This window comes from Duganella sp. GW821-FHT07G03, from assembly GCF_059418605.1.
Genome location: NZ_JBWKQE010000004.1, coordinates 166,270 through 182,426, shown reverse-complemented (window position 1 = coordinate 182,426; position 16,157 = coordinate 166,270). Strand labels below are relative to the sequence as shown.

Below are 16,157 nucleotides of genomic sequence, written 5' to 3'. Positions count from 1 at the left end.
TCAGGGCTTTTTTTATTCGGCGCTGGCTTGTTCGAGGCCGCGCGCCAGGCTGGAGATGCTGGGGTTGTCGATGAACACGCAGCGCTTGCCGGTGCGCTTGCAGTAGTCCTTGACCCGCCAGTAGGCGCTGTGGCTGATGCAGCCGGTCTGGCAGATCACCAGGTCGGCCGCCGCCAGGCTGGCGTCGAGGCGGTTGGCGTTGTCTTCCAGCCCGCCGTCGTGGTGGGCGAACTGCGCGCCTTCGCGTTCGATCAGCTCGCGGTAGGTGGCGACATTGCCGCTGCGCCCGCCCACGCACAGCACCGCGCGGTCGTTCAGGCTGAGCGGCATCCGCATCACATGTTCGACGACCTGGCGCGTTTCCTCCTGTAGCGGCGCCGGTTCCGCCGCCGTCTGCAGCTTCGCCAGTTCCAGCTTCAGCTCGGTGATCTGGTTGCGCATGGCGCGTTCGCGCTCATCCATCTGCAGCAAACGCTCGGCCAGTTTGGCGCGCGTTTCCAGGCCGGGAATGGACTCGCGCAGCTGCTCCAGTTCGGTCTTGAGTGTATCGATCATGCTGTCCTTGCCGACCGCCTGCGCGCGCTGCTGCATCAGCTGGGCCGCGTGTTTTTCGGCGTCCGCGCTCTTGTCGGTCAGCAGCGCGGCGGCGCGTTGCTGGGCCTTGGCCAGGTCGTGCGCCAGGCGCGCGTTGTCGGCCAGCGTGGCGTTGAATTTGTTGATGTCGGCGCGCACGCAGGCGCCGGCCTGGTGCTGCACCATGTGCAGGTCGCGGCACATCTGTTCCTCCAGCTCGGCGTTGCAGCGCGGATGCGTCAGGCCGGCCCAGAAGGCGCCGGCGACGTCGCCGTTGGCGACCGCCGTGTTCCACATCCCGGCGACCTGCGCGGTGCTCTTGGCGGCGCGGAAGCGCAGCAGCACGGCGGCGTAGCGGCGCTCCAATTCCTTTTGCAGCGCCTCCGACAGGCGGTTGCGGCTGCCGCACTCGGTGACGGCGCCGACGTGCACCTCGTAGTCGTCGGCCAGCACCTCGCCCGAGGTGACTTTGTCGACCAGCTTGCGCAGCACGCCCAGCGGGAAGCCGACGCCGACCAGCGGGCAATGGCAGGCATGGCCCAGTTCCCACAGCCGGCGGCGGCGCGAGGCGTGCGTGTCCTCCTGCGGCCGCAGCGCCGCCATGACGCTGGTGATGGCGGGCTTGAGCACCTGCTGTTCGGCGGGGCGCGCCGGCGCGGTGGCGGCGGGTGCCAAGGTGCCGGCCACCTGCGGCATGGCGGCGGCGATGATGGCCGCCAGCGGATCGTGTTTGTCGCACATGGGTGGGGCGCTCCTTAGACCGTGGCCGGCGCGATACGCGCGCGCGCCATGATGCGGCTGAGGAAGTTGCTCTTTTCCTGGGTGGGCAGATTGCGCTCGACCACGCCGGCCCACTGCTCGGACAGCTGCTGGCAGGTGGCGCTGAGCACCGGCGCCAGGTCCGGCAGGCTGGCCAGCGCCTTCAGGTGGCGTTCGATCACCGACGCCAGCTTGACACAGCCGCCCGCATCGTCGCTGCCGGCCGTGTAATGCGACATCAGATGCAGCACGGCGGACAGCATCAGTTCTGGATTGTGTCCGCCATGGGACGGGGCGAGAAAAATCGGATTGCTACGGTCTATGGCCATCAAACGCTCCTGGATGCAGTGAGGAAGTCTGGCTGGCTTGCGGCTGGCTACTCGGACGGGGCGGGCGCGGCGGCGCCCAGAGTGACCTCAGGCGGTCAGGATCAGTTTGTTGAGCTGGGTGATGCGCAAGCGGTAGACGCGGCCCGAATGCTCGATCTCGATTTCGCGGCCGTCGTCCATCAGCTTGGCGCTGGTGATGCGCTTGATCGGCACGATCGCCGGCGCGGCAACAATGGTCGCGGCGTGGGCGGTGATGGCGGGTGGAGTGGCGGGCAGGGCTGTGGTCATCTTGGAGTGCTCCCTAAATAAGAATGATTCGTATTTGCATTCATTATTGTGGAAGCACAGTAGGAATGCAAGTGTTATTTGGGGGGGGGGGGGGAGCAACGCTGGCGGCGGGCATAAAAAAGAGCCCGGCAGGAGTGACCGGGCCCAAGCTGGGTTCGCTAGCGCAGGAAGGCGGGATTGCTTACATCACAGCGCCGCCAGCAGTTGCGCCGGGGCGTCGCTCTCGGCGCCCTTGGTCTTGGCGGCCGCCAGCTGCTTGGCGCGGGTGCGCGAGGGCGGCAGGCGGCGCAGGGTTTTCAGCGCTTCCGGGTCTTTGATGCCGATGGTGCGCTGGTCCACGCTGATCAGACCGATCTCGTTGAAGGCCGACAGCGTGCGGCTGACCGTTTCCAGCGTCAGGCCCAGGTAGCTGCCGATTTCGTGGCGCGTCATGCGCAGGTTGAACAGCTTGCTGGAATAGCCCATCTGGGCGAAGCGCTCGGCCAGCGCCACCAGGAAGCGCGCCACGCGTGCCTCGGCGCTGAGCGCGCCCAGCATGCCGATCATGGCTTGCTCGCGCACCAGTTCGCGGCTCATGACGCCGTACATCATGTTTTCCAGCTCCAGATGGATTCGGCCCAGCGCCGTCAGCTTCTTGAACGGCAGCAGTATCAGGTCGCAGTCGGACAGGGCCACCGCCTCGGACGAGTAGTGGCGGGTGTGGATGCCGTCCACGCCCAGCATGTCGCCCTTCATCGGGAAGCTGAGCACCTGCTCGTTGCCGAACTCGTCGATGAGCACCGTCTTCAGGAAGCCGGAGTTGACGATGTACAAGGTATCGAAGGGCTGGCCGATGGTGTGGATGCGCTGGCCGGTCTTGAACTGCACGTGCTGGAACAGCAACTCCTCGTTGGTGACCGAACAGGCCGCCGGAATGTGCAACAAATCGCAGACTTCCTTCAGGTTCGACCAGAGCCGCCCCTGACGCTGACGGCCTGCCTCCATCGACGAGGACTGCATGGTCGCAGTGGTGGCCGGCCGAATTTCAGACGTTTGCGTAGACAGCATGTTGATCTCCTGTGTACAGGTATTGCTTTTCGAAAGGATGGGAACTGGGCTGTGCCGCGCTGCTTGGTTTCCTGTTGTGGTGTCGCACGGCATCGTGCTGCGTGTCTGTAGCCGTGCAGCATGTATGTATGGTTTCAGTATGCCAACGAGGGGGGGAGATAGATATCAGCAATGGCTGAATATGCGCGTAGGACGCAGCGCAGCAATGTAGGAGTTGTCCTAACGGCGGACGGGGAAATCAGGTCTTGAAGGGAGACAACAGACGATGAGCCACGGCATATTGCACCATCTCTGAGAGCGAGCTCATGCCCATTTTCTGCATGATGCGGGTCTTGTGGGTGCTGACGGTCTTGACGCTCAGGTGCAGGCTGTTGGCGATTTCCGTGATCGACTTGCCGGCCACCAACAGCGAAAAAACCTCGAATTCGCGGTCCGAGAGTTGTTTATGCAACAGGCTTTCGTTGGGCATCATGATGTTCAGCGCCAGTTGCTCGGCCACCTCGGTGCTGATGTAGGGGCGGCCGGACGCGACCTTGCGGATCGCCCCGACCAGCTGGGTGCCGGCGCTTTCCTTGGTCAGGTAGCCCTGGGCGCCGGCGCGGATGGCGCGCACCGCGTACTGTTCTTCTTCATGCATGGTCAGGATCAGGATGGCGAGCTTGGGCGCCTCCGCCTTGATTTGGCGGATCAGGTCGACGCCGCTGCGGCCGGGCATGGACAAGTCCAGCAGCAGCAGGTCGAAACCGCCCTGGCGCACATGGCCCAGGACTTCGAAGCCGTCGATGGCCTCGCCTACGATGTCGATGTCGGGAGCGCCGTCGAGGATGCGCTTGAGACCCTCACGCATGATGGTGTGGTCGTCGGCAATGACAATTCGAATCATAGAGATGCTTGAAGGAAAAAGTAATTAAAAGTAAGTATTATTGTGTTTGAACTAATCTTATGATCTTACTATAAAAAGCATCTCGACTGCTTTTTATTTGCTGCCGGGCTCCTTGATCAGGCGGTGCACCAACACCGGTGTTTTGGCGTGCGACAACACCTTGTTGGTTACACTGCCCAGTAGCAGCTGGCCCCAGCCGCTGCGGCCATGCGAGCCCATGAAGATCAGGTCGCAATGCTGTTTTTCCGCCACATCGACGATCTTCTGCGCCGCGCTTTCCGCAAACACCGTCAGCGCCTCGCACGGCACGCCGCGTTTGGCGCAGGAGTCGACCACGTCCTGCGTATGTTCCTTGCCGGCGCGCAGCATGGCGGCGCGGTATTCATCCTCGCTGGGGTAGCTGGGCGGGATGATTTCGACATAGATAGGGTACTGGTACTCGGGCGCCACGAACAACACTAGCACCTCGGCCTTCATCTGTTCGGCGAAGGCCACCCCGGCGCAGGCGGTTTTACTGGAAACGGCGGAACCGTCGGTGGTAATCAAGATTTTGCGGTACATGATGAACCTCCTTTTAAAACCAGCTGGCTGCTCTTAATTGTAGCCCCGATTCACATTATTGTTAGTATGGAAATACTTGATGATTATCAAATGAAAGCGCTTTACGCTGAGGCGCCCGTGTTGGCTTTCATACTTTTTACCTGCTTTTTTTGCACATGAGCACTACTTTTGTGTCTCAAGGCGTGTTTTGTCTATCTAACCAATGTTAGTATCTCCAAATACAACGAAACTTGGCTTGGACCCGGAGCGCAGGGCAGGCGACCCGACTCTGGGATTGAATAATCTGGCTGCGCCCTGCTACACTCGGGTAAGAGCGTTATATTGCCGAGCGTCATCACAAGCATGCAAGTTTAGGGCAGCAATTTTACAAATTATGGAGAAGCAGGGATTATGACCAACGCCGCTGACGATTTCGACGCACTATTTGATGAAGTGTCTGCTCAGAGCAAGACGGCAGCGCCCGCTCCAGCGCCTGCTTCCGCCGAGGATGACCTGGAAAGCCTGTTCGACGAAGTGGCATCGGCCCGGCCAGCGGATGCAGCGCCCGCCGCTCCCGCCCCGGCTCCGGTGGCAGCCGCACCGGCCGCAACGGCGGCCGAAGCCGGCGCCGACGGCGAAGACAAGCCGATGTTCGAGCGCCTGGGTGGCATCGTGCGCCTGCTGCACGATTCGCTGCGCGAACTGGGCTACGACAAGGCGCTGACCGAGGCGTCGTCGCAGATTAACGACGCCCAGGACCGCCTCGAATACGTCGCCACCCTGACCGAGCAAGCCGCCAACAAGGTGCTCAACACCCTGGACGAAGGCATGCCGGAGCAGGATGTGCTGTCGAAAAAATCCAAGGAAATGGAAAGCCGCTGGGCCGACCTGTTCGCGGGCAAGCTCAGCCTGGACCAGTTCAAGCAGCTGGCCGGCGACTCGCAAGCGTTCGCCGCCGCGGTGTCGGTGGCCACCGAAGCGGAAAAAGCCCGCCTGCTGGAAATCATGATGGCCCAGGACTTCCAGGACATCACCGGCCAGTTGATCAAGAAAGTCGTGACCATCACCAAGACGGTGGAGCACGAACTGGCAGAACTGCTGCGCGACAATGCACCACCGGCGGTACGCGAGAAAATCGCGCAAAAAGAAGTGTCCCTGATGTCCGGCCCTTCGGCTCCAGCCGTAGCGCTGAACCAGGACAATGTCGACGACCTGCTTGCTGACCTGGGATTCTAATGGACGATATGCTCAAGGATTTCGTCGTCGAGGCGATGGATCTTGCGGTCAACGTTGAAGAGCATCTGCTGCGGCTCGAACGCGACCCGGACAATAAAGAAACATTGAATGCGGTGTTCCGCTCCTTCCACACCATCAAGGGTGGCGCCGGTTTCATGGGCCTGCCGGCGATGGTGGCGGCATGTCACTTGACCGAGAACCTGTTCGACGCGCTGCGCACCGGCGCCGCGCCGGTGACGCCGATCGCGATCGAGGCGGCGCTGCAGGCGTCGGGCTTCGTGGCCGACCAGCTGGCCGAACTGAATAACGGCGCCGAGCCGGACAGCCTGTCGGCCATGCCCAAGGATCTGGAAGTCATCCTGACCGACGCCATCGAAGGCAAAACCACCGCTGCTCCGGCCAAGGCCGCCGCGCCGGCCCCGGCCGCCGCCGCAGCAGCAGCCGTCGCGGCCCCAGCCGCAGCACCAGCCTCCGCGCCGTCGCCCGATGGCCTGGACTGGGAAGGCATGTACGAAGCCGTGATGCCGGCCGGTAGTTACACCAAACCTGCCGCAGCGGCAGCGGCCCCGGCTCCGGCCGCAGCAGCAGAAACGCGTGCGCCGTCGGCCCCGTTGCCGGCCGCCGAGCTGGCCGCCGTGGTGGCCGCCGTGCACGCCGCCGGCCCGACCTCCAGCCCCGCCAAGCGCGAGGCCGCCGAAAAACGCGAAGAGCGTCCGCACGCCGCGCCGGCCAAGGAAGAATCGATCCGGGTCGACGCCGTCAAGCTGGACGCGCTGCTGGAAGTGGCCGGCGAATCGGTGCAGGCCGCCAACCAGGCCGCCGTGCTGCTGGAGCGCCTGCTGCAATTCAAGTTTGAGGGCCAGGCCCAGACCCTGATGGCGACGCTGGCGGAAACGCTGGAACGCGCCTCGCGCTACTCCACCGAACTGCAGCGCGCCACGCTGGCGACCCGCATGCAGCCGGTCGGCCGCCTGTTCCAGAAGTTCCCGCGCCTGGTGCGCGAACTGGCGAAAGACCTGGGCAAGGACGTCGAGCTGACCATCGAGGGCGCCGAGACCGAAGTCGACCGCGTGGTGGTGGACAGCCTGTACGATCCGCTGGTGCACATGCTGCGCAATTCGCTGGATCACGGCGTCGAATCGCCGGAAGACCGCCTTGCCGCCGGCAAGCCGGCCAAGGCCTATATTTCGCTCAAAGCATGGCAAGAAGCAAATAGCGTTATGATTGTGCTTCAGGACGACGGCAAGGGCATGGATCCGGTGGTGCTGCGCACCAAGGCCCAGCAAAAAGGCCTGATCTCGGAATCGGTGCAGCTGACCAACGACGAATGCTTCCAGCTGGTATTCTTGCCGGGTTTCTCGACCAAGGAAGTCGCGTCCAGCGTGTCCGGCCGCGGCGTCGGCATGGACGTGGTGAAGACCGCCGTGGAGAAGAACCGCGGCGCCATCCACATCGAATCGGCGCTGGGCAAGGGCACCAAGTTCGCCATCCGCCTGCCGATCGAGCTGTCGATCGTGCCGACCATGCTGGTCTCGACCTCGGGCGCCGCGCTGGCGTTGCCGATGGCCGTGGTGCAGCGCGTGGTCGAGTTGCCGGAAGTGTTCATGGAAGTGGGCGGCGCGCCGGTGCTGAAAGACCAGGGTCGTCCGTTGCCGGTCCGTTCGCTGGCCGATTCGCTGGGCTACGAGAGCTGCCGCGAGAAGGTGGGCATTGTTGTCGCTGCACCACAGCCGTATATTCTGGCGGTGGAAGCGGTCGACGGTACCGCCGACCTGGTGATTAAACCGATGACCGCGATTAGTGTCGAAGGCATTACCGGCACCGCGCGTTCGGCCGAAGGCGAACTGGTGCTAGTGGTGGGCCTATCGTTCCTAATGGACGGATGTCGAGGTAGTGTACGCATGGCGGCTTAGTCTCAGCACTAGGCCAGAAAGTCCAAAAGCCTGCGTTCACGCAGGCTTTTTTTTATTTGTATTTCCGAATTTGGCAAAAGGAGTCATAAAAAGTGTATCAGTAGGCGGAACTGCATCGGCTCACGAGGCCTGACAGCGGCGGCCGCTACCGCATTGCACAATATGGCATAATCGAAGTGGATCACTCACACAGGCAGCAGCGGTACTTATAACGAGTACTCATAAATTATGATGAAGACGCTTTACGACAAACTCTGGGAATCCCACGTGGTCAAGGCCGAAGAAGACGGCACCACGATCCTGTACATCGACCGCCACCTGGTGCACGAAGTCACCAGCCCGCAGGCCTTCGACGGCCTGCGCGAAGCCGGCCGCGCGCCGTGGCGCGTGTCCGCCAACCTGGCGGTGGCCGACCACAACGTGCCGACCACCGGCCGCGCCGACGGCATCGCCGATCCGGTCTCGCGCCTGCAGGTGGAAACGCTGGACAAGAACGCCAAGTCCTACGGCCTGACCTACTTCAACATGAACGACAAGCGCCAGGGCATCGTCCACGTGATCGGACCGGAACAGGGCGCGACCCTGCCGGGCATGACCGTGGTCTGCGGCGACTCGCACACCTCGACCCACGGCGCCTTCGGCGCGCTGGCGCACGGCATCGGCACCTCGGAAGTGGAGCACGTGCTGGCGACCCAGACGCTGCTGCAAAAGAAATCCAAGGCCATGCTGGTGCAGGTCGACGGCGCGCTGCCGGCCGGCGTCACCGCCAAGGACGTGGTGCTGGCCATCATCGGCAAGATCGGCACTGCCGGCGGTACCGGCTACTGTATCGAGTTCGGCGGTTCGACCATCCGCGCGCTGTCGATGGAAGGCCGGATGACGGTCTGTAATATGGCGATCGAAGCGGGCGCGCGCGCCGGCATCATCGGCGTCGACGACGTCACCATCAACTACGTCAAGGGCCGGCCGTTTTCGCCGGCCGGTCCGCACTGGGACCGCGCGGTCGATTACTGGCGCACGCTGCACAGCGACGCCGGCGCCAGGTTCGACCTGGTGGTCACGCTCAACGCCGCCGAGATCAAGCCGCAGGTGACCTGGGGCACGTCGCCGGAAATGGTGGTGGCGATCGACGGCCGCGTGCCGGATCCGGATTTGGAAAAAGACAGCGTCAAACGCGATGCGATGGAAAAGGCGCTGGTCTACATGAACCTGAAGCCGAACACCGCGATCGAGGACATCCGCATCGACAAGGTCTTCATCGGCTCCTGCACCAACTCGCGCATCGAGGATTTGCGCGCCGCCGCCGACGTGGTGCGCGGCAAGCACCGCGCCTCCAACGTCAAGCTGGCGATGGTGGTGCCGGGCTCCGGACTGGTCAAAGACCAGGCCGAGAAGGAAGGCCTGGACCGCATCTTCAAGGACGCCGGTTTCGAATGGCGCGACCCGGGCTGCTCGATGTGCCTGGCGATGAACGCCGACCGCCTGGAACCGGGCGAGCGCTGCGCCTCCACCTCGAACCGCAATTTTGAAGGACGCCAAGGCCAGGGCGGACGCACCCATCTGGTGTCTCCCGCCATGGCGGCGGCAGCCGGTATCGCCGGCCACTTTGTCGACGTGCGCACGCTGCGTTGATGTCTTAACCATCCCTAGAGACCCAACATGAAAAAACTATTCGCCCTGTCCATCATCGCGCTGATCCTGACCGGTTGCAACACCGTCAACGGCTTCGGCAAGGACGTCAAAAAGGTCGGTGAGTCGCTGGAAGGCGCCTCGACCAAAAAATAAACCGCAGCACGGCGGGCCGCGACGGTCCGCCGTCGCACAACCCGAACGAGAATCATGGATAAATTTACGATCTACGAAGGACTGGTGGCCCCGCTGGACCGCGCCAATGTCGACACCGACGCCATCATTCCGAAGCAATTTTTGAAGTCGATTCATCGCACCGGCTTCGGTCCCAACCTGTTCGACGAATGGCGCTACCTGGACCACGGCGAGCCGGGCCAGGACAACAGCGTGCGTCCGCTCAATCCGGAGTTCGTGCTCAACGAGGCGCGCTACCAGGGCGCCTCGATCCTGCTGACCCGCAAGAACTTCGGCTGCGGCTCCTCGCGCGAGCACGCGCCGTGGGCGCTGGACCAGTACGGCTTCCGCGCCATCGTCGCGCCGTCGTTCGCCGACATCTTCTTCAACAACTGCTACAAAAGCGGCTTGCTGCCCATCGTTTTATCCGAAACGCAGATCGACCATCTGTTCAATGAAGTCAAGGCCTTCCCCGGTTACCGTCTGGTGGTCGACCTTGAACAGCAGCGCATCTCCACCAGCAATGGCAGCGTCTCCTATCCCTTCGAGATCGACGCCTTCCGCAAATACTGCCTGATGAACGGGCTCGACGATATTGGCCTGACCCTGCGTCACGCCGACGCTATCCGCGGCTTCGAAGAGCGCCATCTGGCAACCCAACCTTGGTTGGCCAACGTCATCTAATCTCGAAAACTACTCATGAAAATCGCTATCCTCCCGGGCGACGGTATCGGCCCGGAAATCATCGCGCAAGCCGTCAAAGTCCTGAACGTACTGGGCGAACAATTTGAGCTGGAAAGCGCGCCGGTCGGCGGCGCCGGCTACGCGGCCCACGGCCACCCGCTGCCGGAAGGCACGCTGGCGCTGGCCAAGGCGGCCGACGCGGTGCTGTTCGGCGCCGTCGGCGACTACCAGTACGACACGCTGGAACGCGCGCTGCGTCCCGAGCAGGCCATTCTCGGCCTGCGCAAGCAGCTGGGCCTGTTCGCCAACCTGCGTCCGGCCATCCTGTACCCGCAGCTGGCCAACGCCTCGACCTTGAAACCTGAAGTGGTGTCCGGCCTGGACATCCTGATCATCCGCGAACTGACCGGCGACATCTACTTCGGCCAGCCGCGCGGCGTGCGCGAGTGCCCGGACGGCGCCTTCAAGGGCCAGCGCGAAGGTTTCGACACCATGCGCTACGCCGAAGGCGAAATCCGCCGCATCGCCCACGTGGCGTTCCAGGCGGCGCAGAAGCGCGGCAAGCGCCTGACCAGCGTCGACAAGGCCAACGTGCTGGAGACCTTCCAGTTCTGGAAGGACATCGTCACCGACGTCCACAAGGAATACCCGGACGTCGCGCTCGAGCACATGTACGTCGACAACGCCGCGATGCAGCTGGTGCGCGCGCCGAAGAAGTTCGACGTCATCGTCACCGGCAATATGTTCGGCGACATCCTGTCCGACCAGGCTTCGATGCTGACCGGTTCGATCGGCATGCTGCCGTCGGCCTCGCTGGACGCCAACAACAAGGGCCTGTACGAGCCATCGCACGGTTCCGCGCCCGACATCGCCGGCAAGGGCATCGCCAATCCGCTGGCGACGATCCTGTCGGCCGCGATGATGCTGCGCTACTCGCTGAACAAGGCCGAACAGGCCGACCGCATCGAGAACGCCGTCAAGCACGTGCTGTCGCAAGGCCTGCGCACCGCCGACATCTACGAAGCCGGCACCACCAAGGTGGGCACGGAACAGATGGGCGACGCGGTGGTCAAGGCTTTGGTATAAATCGTATAAATCATTCGAAGGAAAGAAAATGAAACTCGTAGGCTTGGTAGGTTGGCGCGGCATGGTTGGTTCGGTCCTGATGCAGCGCATGCAGGAAGAGGGCGATTTCGCCCACATCGAACCGGTGTTTTTCACCACCTCGAACCCGGGCGGCGACGCCCCGGCGATGGCGAAGAATGAAACCAAACTGAAAAGCGCGACCGACATCGACGAACTGAAAAAGTGCGAGATCATCATCTCGTGCCAGGGCGGCGACTACACCACCGAAGTGTTCCCCAAGCTGCGCGCGGCCGGCTGGAACGGCTACTGGATCGACGCCGCCTCCACGCTGCGCATGGAGAAGGACGCCGTCATCGTGCTGGACCCGGTCAACCTGCACGTCATCAAGGACGCGCTGGGCAAGGGCGTGAAGAACTACGTCGGCGGCAATTGCACCGTGTCGTGCATGCTGATGGGCCTGGGCGGCCTGTTCCAGCACAACCTGGTCGAGTGGATGACCTCCATGACCTACCAGGCGGCATCGGGCGGCGGCGCCCAGCACATGCGTGAGCTGCTGACCCAGTTCGGCACCATCAATTCGTCGGTGAAAGCGCTGCTGGACAATCCAGCTTCCGCCATCCTGGAAATCGACCGCCAGGTGCTGGCCACCCAGCACGGCCTGAGCGCCGAAGAGACCAAGCAGTTCGGCGCGCCGCTGGCCGGCAACCTGATCCCGTGGATCGACAAGGACCTGGGCAACGGCCAGTCGAAGGAAGAATGGAAGGGCGGCGCCGAGACCAACAAGATCCTGGGCCTGGGCGCGGACTTCGGTTCCAAAGCCATCCCGGTCGACGGCCTGTGCGTGCGCATCGGCGCCATGCGCAGCCATTCGCAGGCGCTGACCATCAAGCTGAAGAAGGACGTACCGATCGACGAGATCCACGACATCATCGCCGCCAACAACCAGTGGGTCAAAGTGGTGCCGAACACCCGTGAAGCGTCGGTCAAGGACCTGTCGCCGGCCGCCGCCACCGGCAGCCTGACGATCCCGGTCGGCCGCCTGCGCAAGATGAGCATGGGCGACGACTACCTGTCGGCCTTCACCGTCGGCGACCAGCTGCTGTGGGGCGCGGCCGAACCGCTGCGCCGCATGCTGCGCATCGTGCTGGATAAGTAAGCTTCCGCGCAATTGTTAAAGCAGAAGGGGTTTTCTCTATGAGCTCTCATAGGGAAAACCCCTTTTTTTAGTTTAAAGTATGCATAGACGTTACACATCCTCATGTATCACTAGAGAAACATCGTGCAAAGCTTGCATGCTCTGGAGCATGATGATATGTTGATATATCTGGGAAAGTAACATTTTCCCTCTGACAACCAGATGCCGCCCACTATGCACGTACCCACTCGCTCCAGCATTGTTTCCTTCGCGTTGAAGACGCTCACTGGGGCTGTCGCCAGTGCGGTGTTAGTGGCTTCCGCCAACGCCGCCGGGCTAGGCAAGCTGACGGTTTTATCGTCGCTGGGGCAGCCGCTGCGGGCGGAGATCGAACTGACCGCGGTCTCGGCGGACGAAGCGGGCGCGCTGGTCGCCAAGCTGGCGCCGGCCGAAGCTTTCCGCACCGCCAATATCGATTTCAATCCGACGCTGCTGTCGCTGCGTTTCGACATCGAGCAGCGCAATGGCCGCCAGTTGATACGCATAACGTCCAGCCAGCCGGTCAACGAACCCTTCGTTGACATGCTGCTGGAGCTGAACTGGACCGGCGGCCGCATGGTCCGCGAATACACCTTCCTGCTGGACCCGGCAGACATGCGCGCGACGCAAGCGCCGCAAGTGGCCGCGCCGGTGGACCTGGGCCGCACGGCCGCTCCTCCGGCACCCGCCGCCGCGCCGGTCGCGACAGCGCCGGCCGCCGCGCCGGTGGCGCCGAGCACGCCGGCGCCAGTGCGCCAGCCGGCCGCGCCGGCCAAGCCTGCCGTCAATGAATACACCGTCAAGTCCGGCGATAACCTGACCCGCATCGCCAACCAGGTCAAACCGGTCGACGTGTCGCTGGACATGATGCTGGTGGCGCTGTACCGCGCCAATCCGGAAGCGTTCTCCGGCAACAATATGAACCGCCTGAAGTCGGGCCAGATCCTGGCCGTGCCGGACGCCGACACGATCCGCAACAGCGCGCCGGAAGGCGAAGCGCGCGGCGTGGTGGTCGCGCACGCGGCCGACTTCAACGCCTACCGCGCCAAGCTGGCCGGGCAGGTGGCCAACAGCACGCCGGCCAAGGAGCCGGATACCACCCAGAACGTGTCGGGCAAGATCACCGCCAAGGTCGAGGAAAAGCCGAACGCCGTCAACGCCGCCAAGGACAAGCTGACCCTGTCGAAAACCACGTCCGGCGCGCCGGTCGCCGGCAAGACTGGCATGGCGGTGGAAGACAAGATCGCCCACCAGAAGGAACTCGACGAAGCCGCCGCCCGCACCAAGGAACTGGAAAAGAACGTCCACGACCTGGAAAACCTGATGGCGGTGAAGAACAAGGCCGGCGCGGACGCCGCGAAACCTTCCGCTTCCGCTTCGGCTTCCGCCTCGGCCTCGGCCTCGGCCTCGATGCCGGCATCGGCCCAGGTCGAAGCCTCGGCGCCGGCCAAGCCCAAGCGCTCGCTGGTGATCCCGCCGAAGAAACTCGAGCCTAGCCTGTTCGAACAGATGATGGACAACCTGCAATACGTCGGCCTGGCGGCTGCGGCCCTGCTGGCCGGCGCCGGCGCGGTGATCGCTTCGCGCCGCCGCAAGAAGTTCGAGGTGCCGAAGGAAGAGGGCAGCATCCTCGGCGACACCGCGATCCCATCGCAGGCGTTGATCGCCGAAGCGGGCGGCCAGAGCGTCGACACCAACAACAGCGTGTTCAATTCCAACTTTGCGCCATCGGCCAGCCAGCTCGACACCAATGAAGTCGATCCGGTGGCGGAAGCCGACGTCTACATCGCCTACGGCCGCGACGCCCAGGCCGAGGAAATTCTGAAGGAAGCGCTGCGCAGCCATCCTGAGCGCCACGCCGTGCGCCTGAAGCTGCTGGAAATCTACGTCACCCGCAAGGACGCGCGCGCGTTCGAGAGCCAGGCTTCCGAGCTGTATTCGATGACCCGCGGCCAGGGCGATGAGTGGGCGCAAGCCGCCGCCATGGGCCGCACCCTCGATGCCGGCAATCCGCTGTACGCCGAAGGCGGCGCTGCCGATGACGGCGCCGGCATGTTTGCCGCCGCGCCGGTCGTGGCCGCCGCCGGTGTCGCCGCCGGCGCAGCCGCGTTCAGCGCATCGGACTTCAGCAACGATTTCAGCGCACCGGCCCCCGCCCCGGCGCCGGACGCCGCTGGCCTGGACCTGGACCTGGGCTTCGAAGCGCCGCCTGCCGCCGGCGACAGCAATCTGATGGACTTCGGCAGCGAGATGGAAACCGCCTTGCCGCAGGCAGCCGATGCCTCGGTGTCGCCAGCCTCGGTGGCGGCGGAAACCGACAACATGATGGACTTCGACCTGGGCGGCCTGAGTTTCGAGCCAGCCGCGGCCGCACCAGCGCCGGCCCCTGCGGCCGAGGCGGAAGCCTCGCCGGAAGACGCCTTCAACCTGGCCTTCGATGCGCCGGCCGCGCCAGCCCCGGCACCCGCGCCCGCGCCGGCGGAGGACCTGAGCATGGACTTCGGCCTGGACCTGCCGGCCGAGACGGTGGCGCCTGGCTTGCCATCGGCCAGCACCGATCCGCTGGACCTCGACCTGATGAATTTTGAAATTCCGGAACTGCCGGCCGTGCCGGCACCCTCGCCAGCCCCGGCGCCGGCCGCCGAGTTCGACGCCGGCGACTTCAGCGATGCGCTGCAAGGCGCGGAAGAAATCACGCCGGCACCGGCGCCGGCCGCCCAGGAGTTCGACCTGTCCGGCATCGATCTCGACCTGGATACCGCGCTGGGCGCCCCGGCCGCGGCCGACGCCGCGCCAGCCCCCGCGCGCGACGACACGCTGTCGGCGCACCACATGGAAATGGACACCAAGCTGGACCTGGCGATCGCCTATCAGGAAATCGGCGACAAGGAAGGCGCACGCGAGCTGCTGGACGAGGTGCTGCGCGGCGGCAGCGACGACCAGATCGCCAAGGCCAACGCCATGCGCGCCCAATTGGGGTAAGGCCGCTCCGTATATAATGGCTGACTCTGACACGACATCGGGCAGCAATTGAAACGGATAGCAATCGGCGTCCAGTACGACGGAACCGCGTGGAACGGCTACCAGAAACAGGTGGACGGCCACACGGTCCAGGATAAGCTGGAACAGGCACTGGAGAAGTTCGCCAGGGTGCCGCTGGCCACCACCTGCGCCGGCCGCACCGACACCGGCGTGCACGCGCTCGAACAAGTGGTGCACTTCGACACCGAACTGGTGCGCGACACCCATTCCTGGGTGCGCGGCGTCAACGCCTTCCTGCCGCCGTCGATCGCGGTGCGCTGGGCCAAGCAGCTCGACGGCGACCCCGGCGTCAACGACTTCTTCCACGCCCGCTTCAGCGCCCGCGCCCGCACCTACCACTACGTGCTGTACAACAATCCGACCCGCTCGCCGCTGCTGGAAGGGCGCGCCGGCTTCTGCTTCCGTCCGCTGGACGTGGCGCTGATGCAGCAGGCCATCCCGCCGCTGCTGGGCTGGCACGACTTCACCGCCTTCCGCGCCGCGCAATGTCAGGCCAAGTCGCCGGTCAAGCTGATGCACGATATCCAGATCAAGCGCCACGGCGAGCTGGTGGTGTTCACCATCACCGCCAACGCCTTCCTGCATCATATGGTGCGCAATCTGGTCGGCTCGCTGGTCTACATCGGCACCGGGCGCGAGCAGCCGGAGTGGCTGGGCCAGCTGCTGGAAACCAAGGACCGCCACGCCGCCGCGCCGACCTTCATGCCGGACGGCTTGTACCTGGCCAAAATCGACTACGACCCCAAATGGGAACTGCCGCTGGAGACCACCAGCGCGCTCCCTTGGTTTTAAAGGATGAA

General features: G+C 63.9%; 15 protein-coding genes. 9 read left to right on the top strand and 6 right to left on the bottom strand.

Features of this window, described 5'->3' with window-relative positions:
- Positions 1-12: 12 nt before the first annotated feature.
- The 6 genes from AC07OK_RS08000 to AC07OK_RS07975 form a co-directional block, all read right to left on the bottom strand.
- Complete coding sequence (locus tag AC07OK_RS08000) at positions 13-1,314, bottom strand: DUF2325 domain-containing protein (RefSeq protein ID WP_494689805.1); 1,302 nt, start codon at positions 1,312-1,314, stop codon at positions 13-15.
- A gap of 14 nt (positions 1,315-1,328) precedes the next feature.
- Positions 1,329-1,661 carry a hypothetical protein gene (locus AC07OK_RS07995; protein WP_494689804.1) on the bottom strand — a complete coding sequence of 111 codons (333 nt, stop codon included), beginning with the start codon at positions 1,659-1,661 and terminating at the stop codon, positions 1,329-1,331.
- Positions 1,662-1,748: 87 nt separating this feature from the next.
- The gene (gene hemP / locus AC07OK_RS07990; RefSeq protein WP_494689803.1) at positions 1,749-1,949 is read right to left on the bottom strand and encodes a hemin uptake protein HemP; all 201 of its coding nucleotides are present in this window, start codon (positions 1,947-1,949) and stop codon (positions 1,749-1,751) included.
- Positions 1,950-2,135: 186 nt separating this feature from the next.
- Entirely contained in the window at positions 2,136-2,933 is a 798-nt protein-coding gene (locus AC07OK_RS07985; RefSeq protein WP_494689924.1) for a Crp/Fnr family transcriptional regulator, read from the bottom strand.
- A 301-nt stretch (positions 2,934-3,234) separates the two neighbouring features.
- Positions 3,235-3,879, bottom strand: a complete 645-nt coding sequence (locus AC07OK_RS07980) for a response regulator (protein ID WP_008450985.1) — start codon at positions 3,877-3,879, stop codon at positions 3,235-3,237.
- A gap of 93 nt (positions 3,880-3,972) precedes the next feature.
- A complete protein-coding gene (locus tag AC07OK_RS07975; protein WP_494689802.1) occupies positions 3,973-4,440 on the bottom strand; it encodes a universal stress protein in 468 nt (155 codons plus the stop codon).
- Positions 4,441-4,830: 390 nt separating this feature from the next.
- Here AC07OK_RS07975 and AC07OK_RS07970 point away from each other — a divergent pair, with 390 nt between their 5' ends.
- From AC07OK_RS07970 to truA, 9 genes are all read left to right on the top strand, one after another.
- Positions 4,831-5,655 carry a protein phosphatase CheZ gene (locus AC07OK_RS07970; RefSeq protein ID WP_494689801.1) on the top strand — a complete coding sequence of 275 codons (825 nt, stop codon included), beginning with the start codon at positions 4,831-4,833 and terminating at the stop codon, positions 5,653-5,655.
- A complete protein-coding gene (locus tag AC07OK_RS07965; RefSeq protein ID WP_494689800.1) occupies positions 5,655-7,568 on the top strand; it encodes a chemotaxis protein CheA in 1,914 nt (637 codons plus the stop codon). Before AC07OK_RS07970 ends, AC07OK_RS07965 begins: the two co-directional genes overlap by 1 nt.
- A gap of 228 nt (positions 7,569-7,796) precedes the next feature.
- Positions 7,797-9,200: a 3-isopropylmalate dehydratase large subunit gene (leuC, locus tag AC07OK_RS07960; RefSeq protein ID WP_494689799.1), complete on the top strand. Its 1,404-nt coding sequence runs from the start codon at positions 7,797-7,799 to the stop codon at positions 9,198-9,200.
- Positions 9,201-9,227: 27 nt separating this feature from the next.
- The gene (locus AC07OK_RS07955; RefSeq protein WP_008450980.1) at positions 9,228-9,353 is read left to right on the top strand and encodes an entericidin A/B family lipoprotein; all 126 of its coding nucleotides are present in this window, start codon (positions 9,228-9,230) and stop codon (positions 9,351-9,353) included.
- Between the two features lie 54 nt (positions 9,354-9,407).
- On the top strand, positions 9,408-10,055 hold the full coding sequence (gene leuD, locus AC07OK_RS07950) for a 3-isopropylmalate dehydratase small subunit (protein ID WP_492932247.1): 648 nt from the start codon (positions 9,408-9,410) through the stop codon (positions 10,053-10,055).
- A gap of 15 nt (positions 10,056-10,070) precedes the next feature.
- On the top strand, positions 10,071-11,141 hold the full coding sequence (gene leuB, locus AC07OK_RS07945) for a 3-isopropylmalate dehydrogenase (RefSeq protein ID WP_494689798.1): 1,071 nt from the start codon (positions 10,071-10,073) through the stop codon (positions 11,139-11,141).
- Positions 11,142-11,169: 28 nt separating this feature from the next.
- Entirely contained in the window at positions 11,170-12,297 is a 1,128-nt protein-coding gene (gene asd, locus AC07OK_RS07940; RefSeq protein ID WP_332853786.1) for an aspartate-semialdehyde dehydrogenase, read from the top strand.
- A 213-nt stretch (positions 12,298-12,510) separates the two neighbouring features.
- Complete coding sequence (locus tag AC07OK_RS07935) at positions 12,511-15,297, top strand: motility hub landmark protein FimV (RefSeq protein ID WP_494689797.1); 2,787 nt, start codon at positions 12,511-12,513, stop codon at positions 15,295-15,297.
- 48 nt (positions 15,298-15,345) lie between these two features.
- Entirely contained in the window at positions 15,346-16,149 is an 804-nt protein-coding gene (gene truA / locus AC07OK_RS07930) for a tRNA pseudouridine(38-40) synthase TruA (protein WP_494689796.1), read from the top strand.
- Positions 16,150-16,157: the final 8 nt, after the last annotated feature.